Consider the following 15,636-nt stretch of genomic DNA (forward strand, 5'->3'; position numbering starts at 1 on the left):
GGAGTTATGGTATAGTAGTTAGAAAAACTTTGGATTTATCATATCCGCTTTTTAAGTAAATCATTGTAAAGGAGAATGTTCATTGCGCTACTTAACATCAGGGGAATCTCATGGGAAACAATTAACAACAATTATCGAGGGACTCCCTGCACAAATGCCATTATTAAAAGAAGACATTAATGAGTCCTTAATACGTCGGCAAGGGGGGCATGGAAGAGGAAAGCGAATGCAGATCGAGAAGGATCTGGTCGAGGTAACAAGTGGTATTCGACATGGATATACGTTGGGTTCTCCTATCTCGCTCGTTATACATAATGATGATTTTAAACATTGGACAGATATTATGGGAGAAGATCCTATTAAAGAGGATACAAAGCTTAGACGAGTTGTTACAAAACCAAGACCAGGCCATGCAGACTTAAATGGTGCATTGAAATACGGCCATCGTGACATGCGAAATGTTTTAGAAAGATCCTCTGCCCGAGAAACTGCTGCTCGTGTAGCTGCAGGAGCCGTTGCCAAAACTTTCTTAAAGCACCTTGGGATCGAGGTATGCGGATATGTGAAAGAGATCGCGGGTATTCGTGCAGAAGATAAGGACGACCTTACGATTGAAGAACGTATAAAGATATCGCAGGAATCACCAGTTATGGTTTTGGATAAAAATGTAGAACAAGAAATGATGGATAAAATTGATAAAACGAAAAAAGAAGGAGATTCCATTGGCGGAGTCTGTGAAGTATATGTAGAAGGCATGCCTGCTGGAGTAGGGTCTTATGTTCATTATGATCGTAAGCTTGATAGCAGAATCGCCGGAAGTGTAATGAGTATCAATGCATTTAAAGGGGTCGAATTTGGAATTGGATTTAAAGCTGCTGAATTGTTTGGTAGTGAAGTTCACGATGAAATTGCTTGGGACAAAGACAAAGGTTACTACCGTACATCAAACCGACTTGGCGGTTTTGAGGGGGGCATGACAACTGGTATGCCGATTGTTGTAAAAGGTGTCATGAAGCCAATTCCGACATTGATGAAACGACCACTACAAAGTGTCGACATTGAAACAAAGGAGCCATTCAAAGCAACTGTTGAACGTTCTGATGCATGTGCAGTTCCTGCTGCTTCTGTAGTCATGGAGCATATTGTCGCATTTGAACTAGCAAAAGCTATTACGGAGCAATTTCCGAGTGATGAATTCTCTAGACTGAAAAAAGCAATTGACGATTATCGCGAAGAAATAAGGTGTTTTTAGTGGAGAAAATTTTAGTTAAATCAAGCACTAACGCCTATACGATTTCAATTGGAGAATCATTACGATTGCAAATCAAGCAATTTCTGAATAAAGAATATTCATCCATTTTGGTTGTAACGGATGAGCATGTTGCAGCACTCTATTTAAAGGATATTCTGGAAAACCTACCTGCATATCGGGTTTTCCAGTCTATCGTCCCAGCTGGAGAAAAGTCAAAAAACCTCCAAACCTTCTACCAATTACAAACCGAAGCCATTGAATTTGGTCTGGATCGTGAATCACTAATCATTGCCCTTGGCGGAGGCGTTGTTGGAGATCTTGCCGGTTTCGTTGCTGCAACTTATATGCGTGGGATTGATTATATTCAAATACCGACAACGATTCTTGCTCATGACAGTAGTGTCGGTGGGAAGGTAGCAATTAATCATGAGTTTGGTAAAAACCTGATCGGTAACTTCTATCCGCCAGAAGCAGTTATTTATGATGTTGACACACTACATTCTTTAAGTGAGCGTGAAGTGCGGTCAGGCTATGCGGAATTGATTAAGGAAGCGTTGATTGCTGATAAGAATTTTTTCAATACATTGTTAATGGTGGATATTTATAATGTATCGAATCATGGGCTACAGAAGCATCTGAAGCAAGGCATTAGAATTAAAGCTGCTATTGTAGAAGCGGATGAAAGAGAATCAGGGGTGCGTAAGTATTTAAACCTTGGACATACATTAGGTCATGCATTAGAAGCTGAACTTGGATATGGGACATTGACTCATGGAGAAGCAGTAGCGATTGGTCTTTTATTTTCTATTCATGTGAGCGAAGCATTATATTCGATAAAATTACCATTTGATGAGCTTGTTCAATGGTTTAAAACGAATAAATATCCGATTATTGGAACGGACTTAAACAATTTAGCATTAATAAGTAAAATGAAGTCAGATAAAAAGGCATTAAAGAGCAAAATTCAAATGGTGCTATTAGAGGATGTAGCTAAACCAGTTACAAGAGAATTAGAGGATACTGAAATCGAAATTTATTTAACATCATTTGAGAGAAGGTTGATGGTACAATGAATAGGGGATTAAGAGGGGCGACTACGGTCTTACAAAACGAAGAAAACCAAATGATAGAAAATACAAGATTACTAATTGAGGAAATGGTAGCGAAAAATAATGTCCAACCTACTGATGTTTCACACGTTTTCATATCTGTAACGAAAGATTTAAATGCAGGATTTCCCGCAAAAGCTCTAAGGGAGATTTCGGGTTGGACATATGTTCCTGTCATGTGTATGGCTGAAATCGATGTGCCGAACAGTTTACCGAAATGTATTCGAGTAATGATGGTTGTTAATACAACGGAAGAACAAGAAAAAATTCAGCATGTTTTCCATCATGATGCTGTTAAATTACGACCTGACCTTGTAAAGGGGGATAATAACTAATGGAAGCAAAGCCAGTCTTAAGTCAGCTAACTCCTTACAAGCAGGGAAAGCAGACGAAAGAAATCCAGCAAGAATTTGGGTTAGAACGAATCGTAAAACTCGCGTCGAATGAAAACCCATATGGTTATTCAAATCAAGTGAAAGAGGCGCTTTTACAAGGATTGCCCGACTTTAATATATACCCAGATGGCTATACTGCTGAATTAAGGTCTGCATTAGCAAACAAGCTGGAGGTAGCAGAATCACAATTAGTATTTGGAAGCGGGACAGAAGAAATCATTCAAATGCTGTGCAGAACATACCTTGCTCCGGGATCGAATGTTGTTACAGCAACACCGACTTTTGGCCAATATAAACACTATTCCCTAATCGAAGGGGCAGAGGTAAAGGAAATTGAAGTAACTGCTGACGGTTATCATGCCTTGGATAAGATGCTTGAAGCTATTGATGAAAAAACAAGAATCATTTGGCTTTGTTCACCGAATAATCCAATCGGGACTGTAATTCCAAAAGAAGCATTTGAAGCTTTCTTGAACAATTGTCCGAAACACGTTCTTATTGCTTTTGATGAGGCTTATTTTGAATACGTTGATCCAGAAGCTAACATAGATGTGCTTTCGTACATCAAAAGTCATAACAATTTGATTGTAATGCGCACATTTTCTAAAGCTTATGGATTAGCAGGGTTACGAATTGGCTATGGTATAGCAAATCATATGATTATCGATAAGTTAAATGTTGTTAGAGGACCTTTTAACACTACCTCTATTGCACAGCAAGCTGCACTTGTTGCACTATCCGATGACGTATTTATAACGAATAGTTATGAAAAAAATAAAACGGTGAAAGCATCTTTTAAAAACTTTCTCAATCAAATCGGTTGGAAATACTTTCACTCAGAAACAAACTTTCTCCTAGTAGAAACACCGATAAGCGGTATCGATGTATTTCAGTATTTATTAGAGCGTGGTTTTATAGTAAGGCCTGGTGAACTACTTGGTATTCCAAAGACAATTCGAGTGTCTTTAGGGACAGGTGAAGATATGGAAGACCTACAACGCGTTCTGTTAGAATTCCATAACGAAGCAATAGTAAAGTAAGGTGATAAAATGCGAAAGACGATTTTAGTAGCAGGAATTGGTTTAATTGGAGGTTCCCTTGCAAAGGGCATGGCGCAATCAAGTGATCATCATATTATCGGATATGATCTGAATGAAGCTTCACTTGAGTTTGCACGTTTAAACGGTATCATTCATGAGGCAAGTACTAATTTTATAGAAGCAGCACAGCGATCCGATTTTATTATTCTGGCAGCACCAATTTCGGAAACAATCGCATTGGTGAATCTACTTAAAACGGTATCCTTTAAACGGAAAGTGATTATATCTGATACCGCATCCGTAAAGGGAGCGATTTTAAAAACAGCAAGTTCGTTAAACAGTGAAAATGTAACTTTCATTGGTGGCCATCCGATGGCTGGTTCACATAAAAGAGGTGTGCAAGCAGCAAAGGCACATCTATTTGAAAATGCGATTTATGTATTGTCACCTACAAATGGAAATCAACACAATGAGATTGAAGCTTTAAAAGGCGTTTTAATTCAAACGAAAAGTAAATTTGTTGTCTTAATGCCAAATGAGCATGATGAAATGACTGGTGTTGTATCACACTTTCCTCATTTAATCGCTTCATCCCTTGTACATCAAGCAAAAAAATGGGAAAATACGCATGCATTCCTACCAAAGCTCGCAGCAGGAGGCTTTCGGGATATTACGCGCATTGCCTCAAGCAATCCAGAGCTTTGGCAGGATATCTTCTATCATAATCGGGATAAAATGTCCGTGTTACTTCAAGAGTGGATAGAAGAGATGAAAGGTCTAAAGCAGCTTCTGGATCATGATCAAAAAGAGGAAATGATTACATATCTCAATAAAGCAAAGCTATATCGAGACGGTTTGGCAGAATCAAAAAAAGGTGCTATTCCTGCTTTTTACGACTTGTATGTTGATATTAGAGATCAGCCCGGTGCAATTGCTTCCATTGTGCAGTTATTGGCCCAAGAGAAAATTAGTATTAAGAACATAGAAATTCTTGAAGTTCGTGAAGATATTACGGGCCATATGAGACTGAGCTTTAGTTCAAAGAAAGCTCAGGTAGCAAGCTCAACATTATTAGAGAATAATGGGTACGAAACGATGATACAACAATAATGCCAATAGAATAAAGGATGTGAATAGATAGTGAGCGAATGTACATTGCAGCAATCGAACAATCCGCTTTCGGGAGAAATTTTAGTTCCGGGAGATAAATCAATCTCGCATCGAGCAGTAATTTTCGGTTCTTTAGCAAATGGAATAACGAAAATCACGCATTTTCTTGATGGGGAAGACTGCATGAGGACGGTGGAAGCATTTAGGGAAATGGGCGTTTCTATCGATGTTCATGATACAACATTAATAATTAAAAGTAAGGGTGTAAAAAGATTAGTTGAGCCAGATCAACCTTTAGATTTCGGTAATTCAGGAACAACAACTAGACTAATGCTTGGAATCCTAGCTGGGTTACCTTTCTTTACGACAATCTATGGGGATGCCTCTCTTTCCAAACGACCAATGGACAGAGTAGTGAATCCATTGAGACAGATGGGCGCAATAATTGATGGCAGATTTAATGGAAGCTTACTTCCAATAGCAGTCAGAGGGACGGCGATTAAAGGAATCAATTATACCCTGCCAGTTAAAAGCGCTCAAGTTAAATCAGCGATTCTTCTTGCTGGTTTACTTGCAGAAGGTGAAACAAAAGTTACAGAGCCAATTCCGACGCGAAATCACACGGAAAATATGCTTAAAGCCTTTGGTGCAGATCTAACAATTGATGGAAACACAATCACTGTTACGAACAAAAGTGATCTAACTGGGACAGATGTACATGTTCCGGGCGATATTTCATCTGCTGCATTTTTCTTAGTTGCGGGAGCTATTGTACCTGGTAGTGAAATTTTACTGAAAAATGTAGGGTTGAATCCTAGCAGAACTGGTATAATTGAAGTCTTAAATAGAATGGGCGCAAAAATTCAAATTGTAACTGAGCATTCTACAAGTGGAGAGGCATTTGGAAATGTTCGAATTGCCCATGGCTCTTTAAAAGGTATCACAATTGAAGGAGAAATCATTCCTCGATTAATCGATGAAATTCCAGTAATAGCTCTTTTAGCGACACAGGCAGAAGGGACAACGGTAATTAGAAACGCAGAAGAATTACGGGTCAAGGAAACAGATCGAATCACAGCAATAGTAGATGTTTTATCAACCCTAGGGGCTGATATTACAGCAACTGAGGATGGATTAATTATAAAAGGACAAACACCATTAAAAGGTGGTAAAATAGCTTCTTATGATGATCATCGTATCGCAATGATGGGAGTAATCGCCAGCCTCATAACAGATGGTGAAGTGACAATCGATGATACTAGCTGTATCGCAATTTCATATCCGAACTTCTTTAAAGATTTAGAATCCATCTCCTAATAAAAGAGTCTGCGCAAAGCAGGCTCTTTTTGTTTCAAACTAAAAACCAGATAACAATTTCTTCTCTTTTAACATAATGTACAACTTTGATGCAAAAACAAACGTATATAGATGCATTTCTGTTTCAGTCATCTTCGCTTTTATTGTATAATTGAATCAATCATTTATTTCATTAATAATAGTCGAAATTCATGCGAGTTTTTTGAAGAGAGGATGTTCGTCATGGACACCATTATGGAAGCAGTAAAATTAATAGAAAATAATCAAGCTGAAAAAGGGATCCAACTATTGGGGGATTACTTATCTAAAGCAAATGATGATGAAAAATATACGATTGCAGAGCTTTATAGACAATGGGGACATCTGCAAGATGCAAGACTTATTTTAGAAGATTTATTGAAACGATATCCGGACGAAAGCGATTTAAAAACCTCTTTGGCAGATATTTTTATTGAGCTCGAGGAAGATGAACCAGCAATAACGCTCCTTAATGAAATAGAAAAGGACGATACAGCATATATACAAGCGCTGATCCAATTAGCTGATTTATATCAAGCGCAAGGATTATTCGAGGTGTCTGAGCAAAAACTATTAACGGCGAAGCAACTTGCACCAGGAGAGGTTGTCATCGACTTTGCGCTTGGAGAATTATATTTTTCGATTGGTGAGTATCTCAAAGCGATTACCTATTACGAAAAGGTTAAGTCAAAGCGTGATGAAGTTGCCCATATTTCAATAGATGACAGACTTGGTGAATCCTATGCAGCTGCTGGCGAATATGAAAAATCATTAACCTACTTTACTGAGGATGGTAATGAAAATGCCGATAAGCTATTTAAATATGGAATTACTGCATATCAAACAGATCGAAATGATATTGCAATAAAAGCATGGGAGCATGTAATTGAAATCGACGAGTCTTACCATACAGCTTATTATCAGCTAGCAATGGTTTATGAAAAGGAAGGGCTATTAGAGGATGCGTATAAAACCGCAAAAAAAGGGCTCGAAATGGATGAATACAATAAAGAACTATTCTTTCTAACAGGTTCTATTGCACATCAGTTAGGTCAGGATGATGAGAGTGAGAAATTTATTCGAGAAGCAATCGCATTAGACCCTGATTATAAAGAGGCTATCCTGTTCTTAATTGAGTTATTTAAAAAGAACGAAGCACATATAAATATTACAGACCTTATAACAGAGGTGCAGAAATTAGGTGCAGAGGATCCACTTTATGATTGGGAATTAGCACGTGCATTTAATGAAATTGAATCGTTTGATAATGCATTAAAAAGCTACCGTGATGCATATACTAGTTTAAATCAAGATAGCGACTTCTTGAAAGAGTTTGGCTATTTTCTTACGGAAGACGGTAAGATCAAAGAAGCTATCCCAGTTTTTGAATCCTATGTTCGTTTGCAGCCGTTGGACGAGGAAGTTGAGTCATACTTAGCACGTTTAAAACAAACATATGAATTAGGTGAGTAGAATTTCAGCAGCTATTAAAGTGTTAGCCGTGTAAGTGCAACTAAGATATACACAAAGGAGCCTTGTTTTCTAATAAAACTTTAAAAGGGGGGTAAAACAGATGATAACGCCTGTCACTGCCAAAGATAAAAAAAGTTTTATTCAATGGTTTTTAAATCATTACCGCCTTAAAAAACGAGAAAGCGTCTGGATCCTGAATTATTTAATCAATCATAGTGATTTATTAGCAAATGTGCATTTTGTCAGAGATGTGAAATATTGTTCTAGAGGGATTATGATGACAAGTCACTGTTCTGATGAAGTAGCATTTCGATTTTACAAGGACCACCTTGTAACCACAGATGCAGAAAAGTCCTTCCATGATATCCGGCTCAATCAGGATGAGTCCTTATATTTACAGCTGAATTTTAAAAATGCTAATCAGAATTCATATTATGCTTCTGTACTGGAAGAAAATCCTTTCATCCCAGTTGATTACTATATTACAAATCAGGATAAGGATATTGCTAACCAGCTATTAAATTATTCCTTACATCAATATAAAAAGGAAAAAATACTCTCTGAAATTGATAATGCATTGAAGAGCAAAGACCGTGAGAGGTTCCTGGTACTTACAAAAGAATTAGCCGATTTGAAAAAATCAACCTAAGCTTTAGGTTGATTTTTTTTGTCTATATAAGATAAGATTTAATAATAGTACACAATTATCGTTATAGAAAGGATGATACAGCGGTGAAATGGAGAAAAGCAGATCTTCAAACATATTTCCAGAGTAAAGAATACATAGATTCTATTGTAGTTCCTCTAGTCCCGTTTGGTATTGCAAATGATGAAGAGTCAGAAAAAGCAGCTATTCAAGCCGAGATGATTACCCTCCTCTCACACGAACTCGAAAAAGAGTTAACCGGAAGAATGTTACTAGCACCACATTATTCTTACTTGAAGTCAATTGATAAACAAACAGAGGTAGCCCGATTGAATAGGTGGTCGGCAGAAATGAAAGAACAGCCTTTTAAGCATATCTTTCACTTAACATTTGACCCAAGTTGGAAAAAGCATGAGCAGGAACTAGAAAGTACCCTGTTATGGATACCGGCTGTACAAACAGGAGAGTTGAACTCAAAAGAAATGCATAAAACCGTCCGTGAACAAGTTGCTCAAATGGTAGAGTTAATTCGTGCATATTGGTAATAATAGATATAGTAGAAGTATAAAAAACGTCATATTTTAGTGTGTCAGTAATTAAAAAATTCTCGATAATGTGTCATCTTTTGTGTGTGAATATTGTTTTATATTGACCGAATAAAAAGATTGCGCTATCATGGTATTGTCCTAGTAATCTGATTAAAAATGATATGTCCGTGATTATGGTAAAGAGGGGGGAAAATCATGAGTGATGAAAAACAGCAAGTATCCCGAAGACAGTTTTTAAATTATACGCTTACAGGGGTAGGAGGATTTATGGCAGCGGGGCTACTTATTTCTCCAATAAGGATGGCCATTGATCCAGTATTAAAAGAATCTTCTGCAGGAGACATGGCAAACGTAGGTTTATCAGTCGACGATATTACAGCAGAGCCACAGCGAATCGATTGGACAATTGATCAAGTTGATGGTTGGTATGAATCTGAAGTAAATCGTGCTGCATGGGTTTATCGAAATGAAAATGATGAAATTGTAGCTTTTTCCCCAGTATGTAAACATTTAGGTTGTGTTGTTTCATGGGAAGGTAGTGACCAGCATCCAAACGAATATTTCTGCCCTTGTCATGATGGACGCTATTACAAGGATGGTACCAACGTTCCAGGTACACCTCCATTAGCTCCTCTAGACGAATATGAGCAGGAAGTAAGAGATGGAATGCTATTCCTAGGCGAACCAAAACCAAGAGGGGAGGCGTAATGACGAATGTTACAGAAAATATATGATTGGATTGATGATCGTATTGATATTACGCCGATATGGCGTGACATCGCAGATCATGAAGTACCAGAACATGTTAACCCTGCTCATCATTTTTCTGCATTTGTGTATTGTTTTGGTGGTTTAACATTTTTCGTTGTGGTAATTCAAATTCTTTCTGGAATGTTTTTAACAATGTATTATGTTCCAGATATTGAAAATGCATGGAAGTCCGTTTACTATCTGCAAACTGAAGTAGCTCATGGGCAGATTGTAAGAGGTATGCACCATTGGGGTGCTAGTGTTGTAATTGTCATGCTATTATTACATACCTTACGCGTATTCTTCCAAGGTGCTTACAAAAAACCACGTGAACTTAACTGGATGGTCGGTGTATTAATCTTCTTCGTTATGCTCGGCTTAGGTTTTACTGGTTATTTATTACCTTGGGATAATAAAGCATATTTCGCAACACAAGTTGGACTAGAAATAGCTGAACAAGTTCCATTTATTGGACAAGAATTGAAAACTTTACTGGCTGGAGATGCAACCATTGTTGGTGCCCAAACATTAACAAGATTCTTTGCAATTCATGTATTCTTCCTGCCGGGAGCATTATTTGCGCTATTAGCAATTCACTTTATTTTAATTCGTAGACAAGGTATATCCGGACCACTATAAAAAGGAGGGTAAGTGATGCATAAGGGTAAAGGTATGAAGTTTGTTGGGGATTCTCGAATCTCTGCTGAAAGAAAACCTAATATACCGAAAGATTATTCTGAGTATCCTGGAAGAACAGAAGCTTTTTGGCCCAACTTTTTATTAAAAGAATGGTTGGTTGGTGCAGTATTTTTAGTTGGATTTTTATGTTTAACATTGGCACATCCATCACCATTAGAGGGGATGGCCGATCCAACTAATGCGTCGTATATACCATTGCCAGATTGGTACTTCTTATTCCTATATGAACTATTGAAATATGAATTTGCAAGTGGAGATTGGACATTAATGGGGATACTAATCCTTCCAGGGCTTGCATTTGGTGCGTTATTACTTGCGCCGTTCTTGGACAACGGTCCTGGCCGCAGACCACACCAACGTCCAGTTGCAATTGGAATGATGCTACTTGGATTAGTAGCTGTTATATGGTTAACCTATACATCGGCAGCACATGTTGATTGGGAAGGCCGTGCTGAAGCGAACAAGCCAGTCCCACAAGCAGAAGTGACAATTGATGAGAGTCATCCTGGATTTGCAGCTTATGAAAATAGCTGTTTAGCATGTCATGGTGCTGAATTAGAGGGTGGCGCGGGGCCATCTTTAGTAGGAATTGAACTTAGCGCCGAGGAAATTGCTACGATTGCTGTAGATGGTATCGGTACGATGCCAGCAGATCAATTCCAAGGAACAGATGAAGAGTTAGAGCAGTTAGCCGACTTTATCATCACAGTAAATGAATCAGCTGAATAATTGCTTTTTAAAACACCTTTACCATTAAAATTGGTGAAGGTGTTTTTACATCGGAATGACAGGAAGGATAGGAAGAATGATTAAATATATATTACTAGACAAGCGATTTATTTTCTGCCTTTTTCTAATTAACTTTTTGGGTACCATTTATGGTTATTATTGGTATAAGGCGCAGCTTTCCATAACGCCAAGTATTTTTCTCATCTTCGTTCCAGATAGTCCTACTGCAAGCTTGTTTTTTACCATTTTTTTGTTGTTCTTTCTTTTCGGCAGAAATATTCCGTATGTGGAAGCTCTCGGTGTAGTGACCTTACTCAAATACGGTACCTGGGCGGTTGTGATGAACCTACTTACATTAATCATTGAAGGATCACTAAGCTGGCAAGGGTATATGTTAATGGCTTCTCATGCAGGAATGGCAATCCAAGGGCTTTTGTATGCTCCATTCTATAAAATTAAATTAAAACATATTGCAGTCGCTGCAATTTGGACTTTACATAATGATGTTATAGACTATGTATTTGAAATGATGCCAATGTATTCTTCTTTGACAAAGTACATGAATGAAATTGGTTATTTTACCTTCTGGCTAAGTATCCTTTGTATCTTTATCACGTATTGGTTAACAATTCATCGAAAAAAATTGATATAAGTGGTTGTTGTTCCAATAGCCATTAAAATGGCTTCGAGAACAAATGGTATTCATCGGATTAGTTTTTTGACTTCCTTATTAAAGGAAGTATTATAAACTTAACTGTTATATACCGAGATCTTTCCTCATACACTTCAAGTAATAATAAAAATATGAGGTGATCTCTATGGTAAACAGATTAAAACTGCTTGTTCGGGTCACAGCTGCGGTACTCATAGGGATAGGGTTAAACATTTACTTTGGAGTTGTATGGATTGAAGCGAGTGTGGGAAATACTGAACATATAGTTGAAAAGCAGTCTGGTATTACTCCGTTTATTTGGGCAGCTATAATTGTTGGTGGCTGTATAACGGCTACATTATCCTATGTAAGTTGGAGAAAATATAAAGCAGAAGTAAAAGCAAGAGAAGCACGTAATAAGGATAAATCAGTTGACTAATACATTAAATTTGACTAAAATTGACCTTAGAAAGTATTTTAAACTTCTAATGGAGGAATGCAAATGAGTTTAGGGAGTTACTTGATTTATATTGCTATATTAATGATTGTACCAATATGGGCGCAATCGCGAGTAAAAAGCACGTACAAAAAGTATTCAAAAAAGCCAACATCATCTGCAATGACGGGTGCTGAAGTTGCTCGCAAAATTTTAGATGATAATGGACTTTATGATGTTCAAATAGGACGAACAAAAGGAACATTAACTGACCACTATGACCCGCGAAATAAAGTAATTAAACTTTCTGATGGAATATACGATGGTCGCTCTATGGCTTCCTCTGCTGTAGCAGCTCACGAAGTAGGACATGCTATTCAAGACCAGCAGGAATATGCATTTTTGAAGTTTAGAAGTGCATTGGTACCTGTAGCAAACTTTGGTTCCAACATCTCCCTTTTCTTGATCCTTGGTGGTATGATATTAGGAGCCATGAACTTAGTACTATTTGGTATCATCTTTATGTCCGCCGCGGTATTATTCCAACTTGTTACACTTCCTGTAGAATTTGATGCATCTAACCGCGCGATGGGGCAATTAGTTTCTTCAGGAGTAATTCGAAATAATGAAGAACGAGAAACAAAGAAGGTTCTGAATGCCGCAGCTTTAACATACGTAGCAGCAGCACTTGTAGCGGTAGCGGAACTTGTTAGATTTATATTGATTTATCTTGCCAGCAGAGAATAGTATGTAAAAACGATCATTTGCTGAACACCATTTTAGGTAAATAAAGTAGAAAAAAGGATGACGCTACGGGTCATCCTTTTTCTATCTGCTCAGGAACTATAAAAGGCTTAGGCGCACTTATACCCTTGTGGTGACATCGGGCATCGTCTCCAATTAAAAGGGTGGCCGATTAAAACCAGACTACGCCTGATATCGGCATACCCCTAAATTGGCATGTTTCCTTTTAGATGAACTTGACTTTCGCCCTTGGAGACGAAAGTCATCGTTCATCTTATACTTTGGAGTGAATCTCCTGTGTAGGAATGTTCGACTCATCGAACACCAGAGTTCGGGGCGCAGTCCGTACGTCGCTAACCGGGCGTCCCGATTGTGTTCTTGCTTAATCTTGTATCGGATTTTTATTCTCATCGAGAGTAAAGCCTTCACCAAGCACATCGTGTACGGTCGTTACAGCGACAAATGCATGTGGGTCTATACTGTTAATAATCGCTTTTAATTTTACAATTTCGTTTCTTGCAACAACACAATAAAGTACATCTCGCTTTTCACCTGAAAAACTACCGCGCCCATCTAATACAGTTACTCCTCGATCCATTGAAGTAAGAATTTTTTCTGCGATTTCATTGCTTTTCCCTGAGATGATGGTTGTTCCTTTAGCTGAATAAGCTCCTTCTTGAAGGAAATCAATTACCCGAGCACCAACATATACAGCGACAAGTGTATACATACCTTCCACTAAATCTAATATTACAAATACGGATGTTGCTATAACAATAAAGTCGAATAAAAACATTGTTCGACCCATACTCCATCCGACATATTTGTTCACCAGTCTTGCAATAATATCAACTCCACCTGTTGTTCCTCCAAAACGGAATATAATTCCTAGGCCAACACCGATGAATACACCAGCAAATAAAGCAACCAACGTCATATCATTTTCTAACGGGACATTAAATTGGTAGGTCTGAAAAATCCTTAGAAAAACCGAAACCATAACCGTTCCAAGTATTGTATAAATAAAGGTGTTTCTTCCTAAAAATTTCCACCCAATAAAAAACAGTGGAACATTTAATATAATATTGGAGATAGCAGGATCCCATTCCCATAGAAAATAAAGCAGCAATGTAATTCCGGTAAAACCACCTTCACCAAGGTTATTCTGCATATTAAAGTGAACAATACCAAATGAAAAAATGGCGGCTCCTAGTACAATAAAAAGTATATTTTTAAGTCTTAACCCTTTTAGCATCTGCATAACCTCCAGATAACGATATCAATTTCGTAGATGAATTAAACCTCTTCTTATTATAGTCAATTTAATTTTGAACAACAATTTTATTTTCCCATATAAAAAATTTGTCAAACGTGTAGCTTTTAGCTAACATGAAAGGAGAACAAAAAGGAAGAAGGGAATATCATCGATACACCTACATATAGCACAAAAGAAATACAACAACGGGTTGATGCTTATATTTCTCAGTTTAAAGAGGGATACTTTTCACCTTTATCTCAAATGGCAAGATTAACAGAAGAAATCGGTGAACTTGCCAGGGAAGTAAATCATTATCATGGCGAAAAGCCAAAAAAAACTTCTGAGAAAACACATACTGTTGAAGAAGAACTAGGGGATATCTTATTTGTTCTCGCTTGTTTTGCAAATTCATTAGATATCGACCTTTCCGAGTCATTTCATATGGCGATAAGTAAAATTGAGACAAGAGATAAAGATCGTTGGACTCGTAAAAATGATCAGAACTAAAGGAGAGAGAAATTGATGACAATAAATATTATTTTAGCTGGACCAAGAGGCAGAATGGGTCAAGAAGCAGTAAATATGGTGAATCAGGAATCCGACTTTAAATTAGTAGCTTGCATCGATCGGAAAAATGGTGGTAAAGAAGTTAAGGATATTGCGGGTTTACCTCCATTACATGTACCAGTGTACGAAAATGCAAAAGAATGTTTTGAAGCAGTAAAAGCTGATGTTTTTATCGATTTAACTGTACCCGAGGTTGGCTACTACCATACAAAATTGGCATTAGAAAATAATATAAGACCTGTAGTTGGAACGACAGGATTTACAGATGAACAATTAAATGAGCTAGCGGAGCTTGCAAAGTCCAGTAATTTAGGTTGTATTATTGCACCCAATTTTGCAGTTGGTGCTGTACTAATGATGAAATTTTCCCAAATGGCTGCCAAATATTTTTCCGATGTAGAAATAATTGAAAAGCATCATGACCGAAAATTGGATGCCCCTTCTGGGACTGCAAAGAAAACAGCAGAATTAATCAGGCAATCTAGAGAATATAAAAAACAAGGTCATCCAGATGAAGAAGAAACAATAAGAGGTGCACGTGGCGCTGAAATGGACGGAATGCACATTCATAGTGTTCGATTGCCAGGGCTTGTTGCACATCAGGAAGTGATTTTTGGAAGCCCTGGTCAAACCCTATCCATCAAGCATGACTCTTTAAACCGTGAATCATTTATGGATGGGATTAAACTTTCTGTTAATCATGTTATGGACATGAAGGAGCTTGCCTACGGACTGGAAAACATCTTGTAAGTCATATTAGTAGGATGAAGTTGAATTTAGGATAGTACAAATTCTAACATCCAGTCAATATATAGTGATGTATTCTTATAGCTGTGAATATCTTTTGTTATGCTACATTAATCATAAAAAACAGAGGAAAGGCATTCATTGGC

18 protein-coding genes are annotated in these 15,636 nt (G+C 37.6%); 17 read left to right on the top strand and 1 reads right to left on the bottom strand.

Features of this window, described 5'->3' with window-relative positions:
* Positions 1-82: 82 nt before the first annotated feature.
* The 15 genes from aroC to NYE61_RS02025 all read left to right on the top strand — a co-directional run bounded on the left by aroC (position 83) and on the right by NYE61_RS02025 (position 12,921).
* Positions 83-1,252, top strand: coding sequence for a chorismate synthase (aroC, locus tag NYE61_RS01955; RefSeq protein WP_095308981.1), 1,170 nt, complete (start codon positions 83-85; stop codon positions 1,250-1,252).
* Positions 1,252-2,325: a 3-dehydroquinate synthase gene (gene aroB, locus NYE61_RS01960; RefSeq protein ID WP_095308983.1), complete on the top strand. Its 1,074-nt coding sequence runs from the start codon at positions 1,252-1,254 to the stop codon at positions 2,323-2,325. The genes aroC and aroB overlap by 1 nt, the downstream gene beginning before the upstream one ends.
* The gene (aroH, locus tag NYE61_RS01965) at positions 2,322-2,696 is read left to right on the top strand and encodes a chorismate mutase (RefSeq protein WP_095308985.1); all 375 of its coding nucleotides are present in this window, start codon (positions 2,322-2,324) and stop codon (positions 2,694-2,696) included. Before aroB ends, aroH begins: the two co-directional genes overlap by 4 nt.
* The gene (gene hisC / locus NYE61_RS01970; protein WP_095308987.1) at positions 2,696-3,796 is read left to right on the top strand and encodes a histidinol-phosphate transaminase; all 1,101 of its coding nucleotides are present in this window, start codon (positions 2,696-2,698) and stop codon (positions 3,794-3,796) included. Before aroH ends, hisC begins: the two co-directional genes overlap by 1 nt.
* Positions 3,797-3,805: 9 nt before the next feature.
* Positions 3,806-4,906, top strand: a complete 1,101-nt coding sequence (locus NYE61_RS01975) for a prephenate dehydrogenase (protein WP_095308989.1) — start codon at positions 3,806-3,808, stop codon at positions 4,904-4,906.
* 30 nt (positions 4,907-4,936) lie between these two features.
* Positions 4,937-6,223 carry a 3-phosphoshikimate 1-carboxyvinyltransferase gene (aroA, locus tag NYE61_RS01980; RefSeq protein ID WP_095308991.1) on the top strand — a complete coding sequence of 429 codons (1,287 nt, stop codon included), beginning with the start codon at positions 4,937-4,939 and terminating at the stop codon, positions 6,221-6,223.
* 222 nt (positions 6,224-6,445) lie between these two features.
* Positions 6,446-7,714, top strand: a complete 1,269-nt coding sequence (locus NYE61_RS01985) for a tetratricopeptide repeat protein (RefSeq protein WP_095308993.1) — start codon at positions 6,446-6,448, stop codon at positions 7,712-7,714.
* 100 nt (positions 7,715-7,814) lie between these two features.
* Complete coding sequence (locus tag NYE61_RS01990; protein ID WP_095308995.1) at positions 7,815-8,363, top strand: ReoY family proteolytic degradation factor; 549 nt, start codon at positions 7,815-7,817, stop codon at positions 8,361-8,363.
* Positions 8,364-8,446: 83 nt separating this feature from the next.
* Positions 8,447-8,905, top strand: a complete 459-nt coding sequence (locus NYE61_RS01995) for a YpiF family protein (protein ID WP_095308997.1) — start codon at positions 8,447-8,449, stop codon at positions 8,903-8,905.
* Positions 8,906-9,103: 198 nt separating this feature from the next.
* Positions 9,104-9,616 (top strand): ubiquinol-cytochrome c reductase iron-sulfur subunit, encoded by a 513-nt coding sequence (locus NYE61_RS02000; RefSeq protein ID WP_095308999.1) that lies wholly within the window; start codon positions 9,104-9,106, stop codon positions 9,614-9,616.
* Between the two features lie 6 nt (positions 9,617-9,622).
* Entirely contained in the window at positions 9,623-10,297 is a 675-nt protein-coding gene (locus tag NYE61_RS02005; RefSeq protein WP_095309001.1) for a cytochrome b6, read from the top strand.
* A gap of 15 nt (positions 10,298-10,312) precedes the next feature.
* Positions 10,313-11,086 (top strand): menaquinol-cytochrome c reductase cytochrome b/c subunit, encoded by a 774-nt coding sequence (locus tag NYE61_RS02010; RefSeq protein ID WP_095309003.1) that lies wholly within the window; start codon positions 10,313-10,315, stop codon positions 11,084-11,086.
* A 76-nt stretch (positions 11,087-11,162) separates the two neighbouring features.
* Entirely contained in the window at positions 11,163-11,738 is a 576-nt protein-coding gene (locus NYE61_RS02015) for a DUF1405 domain-containing protein (RefSeq protein ID WP_095309004.1), read from the top strand.
* Positions 11,739-11,904: 166 nt separating this feature from the next.
* The gene (locus NYE61_RS02020; RefSeq protein ID WP_095309006.1) at positions 11,905-12,177 is read left to right on the top strand and encodes a sporulation protein YpjB; all 273 of its coding nucleotides are present in this window, start codon (positions 11,905-11,907) and stop codon (positions 12,175-12,177) included.
* 63 nt (positions 12,178-12,240) lie between these two features.
* Positions 12,241-12,921 (top strand): zinc metallopeptidase, encoded by a 681-nt coding sequence (locus NYE61_RS02025; RefSeq protein WP_095309007.1) that lies wholly within the window; start codon positions 12,241-12,243, stop codon positions 12,919-12,921.
* Between the two features lie 379 nt (positions 12,922-13,300).
* On the opposite strand, the gene NYE61_RS02030 is transcribed toward NYE61_RS02025, so the two are convergent.
* On the bottom strand, positions 13,301-14,173 hold the full coding sequence (locus tag NYE61_RS02030) for a YitT family protein (RefSeq protein ID WP_303449209.1): 873 nt from the start codon (positions 14,171-14,173) through the stop codon (positions 13,301-13,303).
* A gap of 165 nt (positions 14,174-14,338) precedes the next feature.
* Here NYE61_RS02030 and NYE61_RS02035 point away from each other — a divergent pair, with 165 nt between their 5' ends.
* Together NYE61_RS02035 and dapB are read left to right on the top strand one after the other, a co-directional pair.
* Entirely contained in the window at positions 14,339-14,683 is a 345-nt protein-coding gene (locus tag NYE61_RS02035) for a nucleotide pyrophosphohydrolase (RefSeq protein ID WP_095309011.1), read from the top strand.
* A gap of 15 nt (positions 14,684-14,698) precedes the next feature.
* Positions 14,699-15,493 (top strand): 4-hydroxy-tetrahydrodipicolinate reductase, encoded by a 795-nt coding sequence (dapB, locus tag NYE61_RS02040; protein ID WP_095309014.1) that lies wholly within the window; start codon positions 14,699-14,701, stop codon positions 15,491-15,493.
* Positions 15,494-15,636 lie beyond the last annotated feature (143 nt).

Origin of the sequence: Oceanobacillus sp. FSL W7-1304, from assembly GCF_037969805.1 — a bacterium.
GTDB lineage: Bacteria > Bacillota > Bacilli > Bacillales > Amphibacillaceae > Oceanobacillus > Oceanobacillus profundus.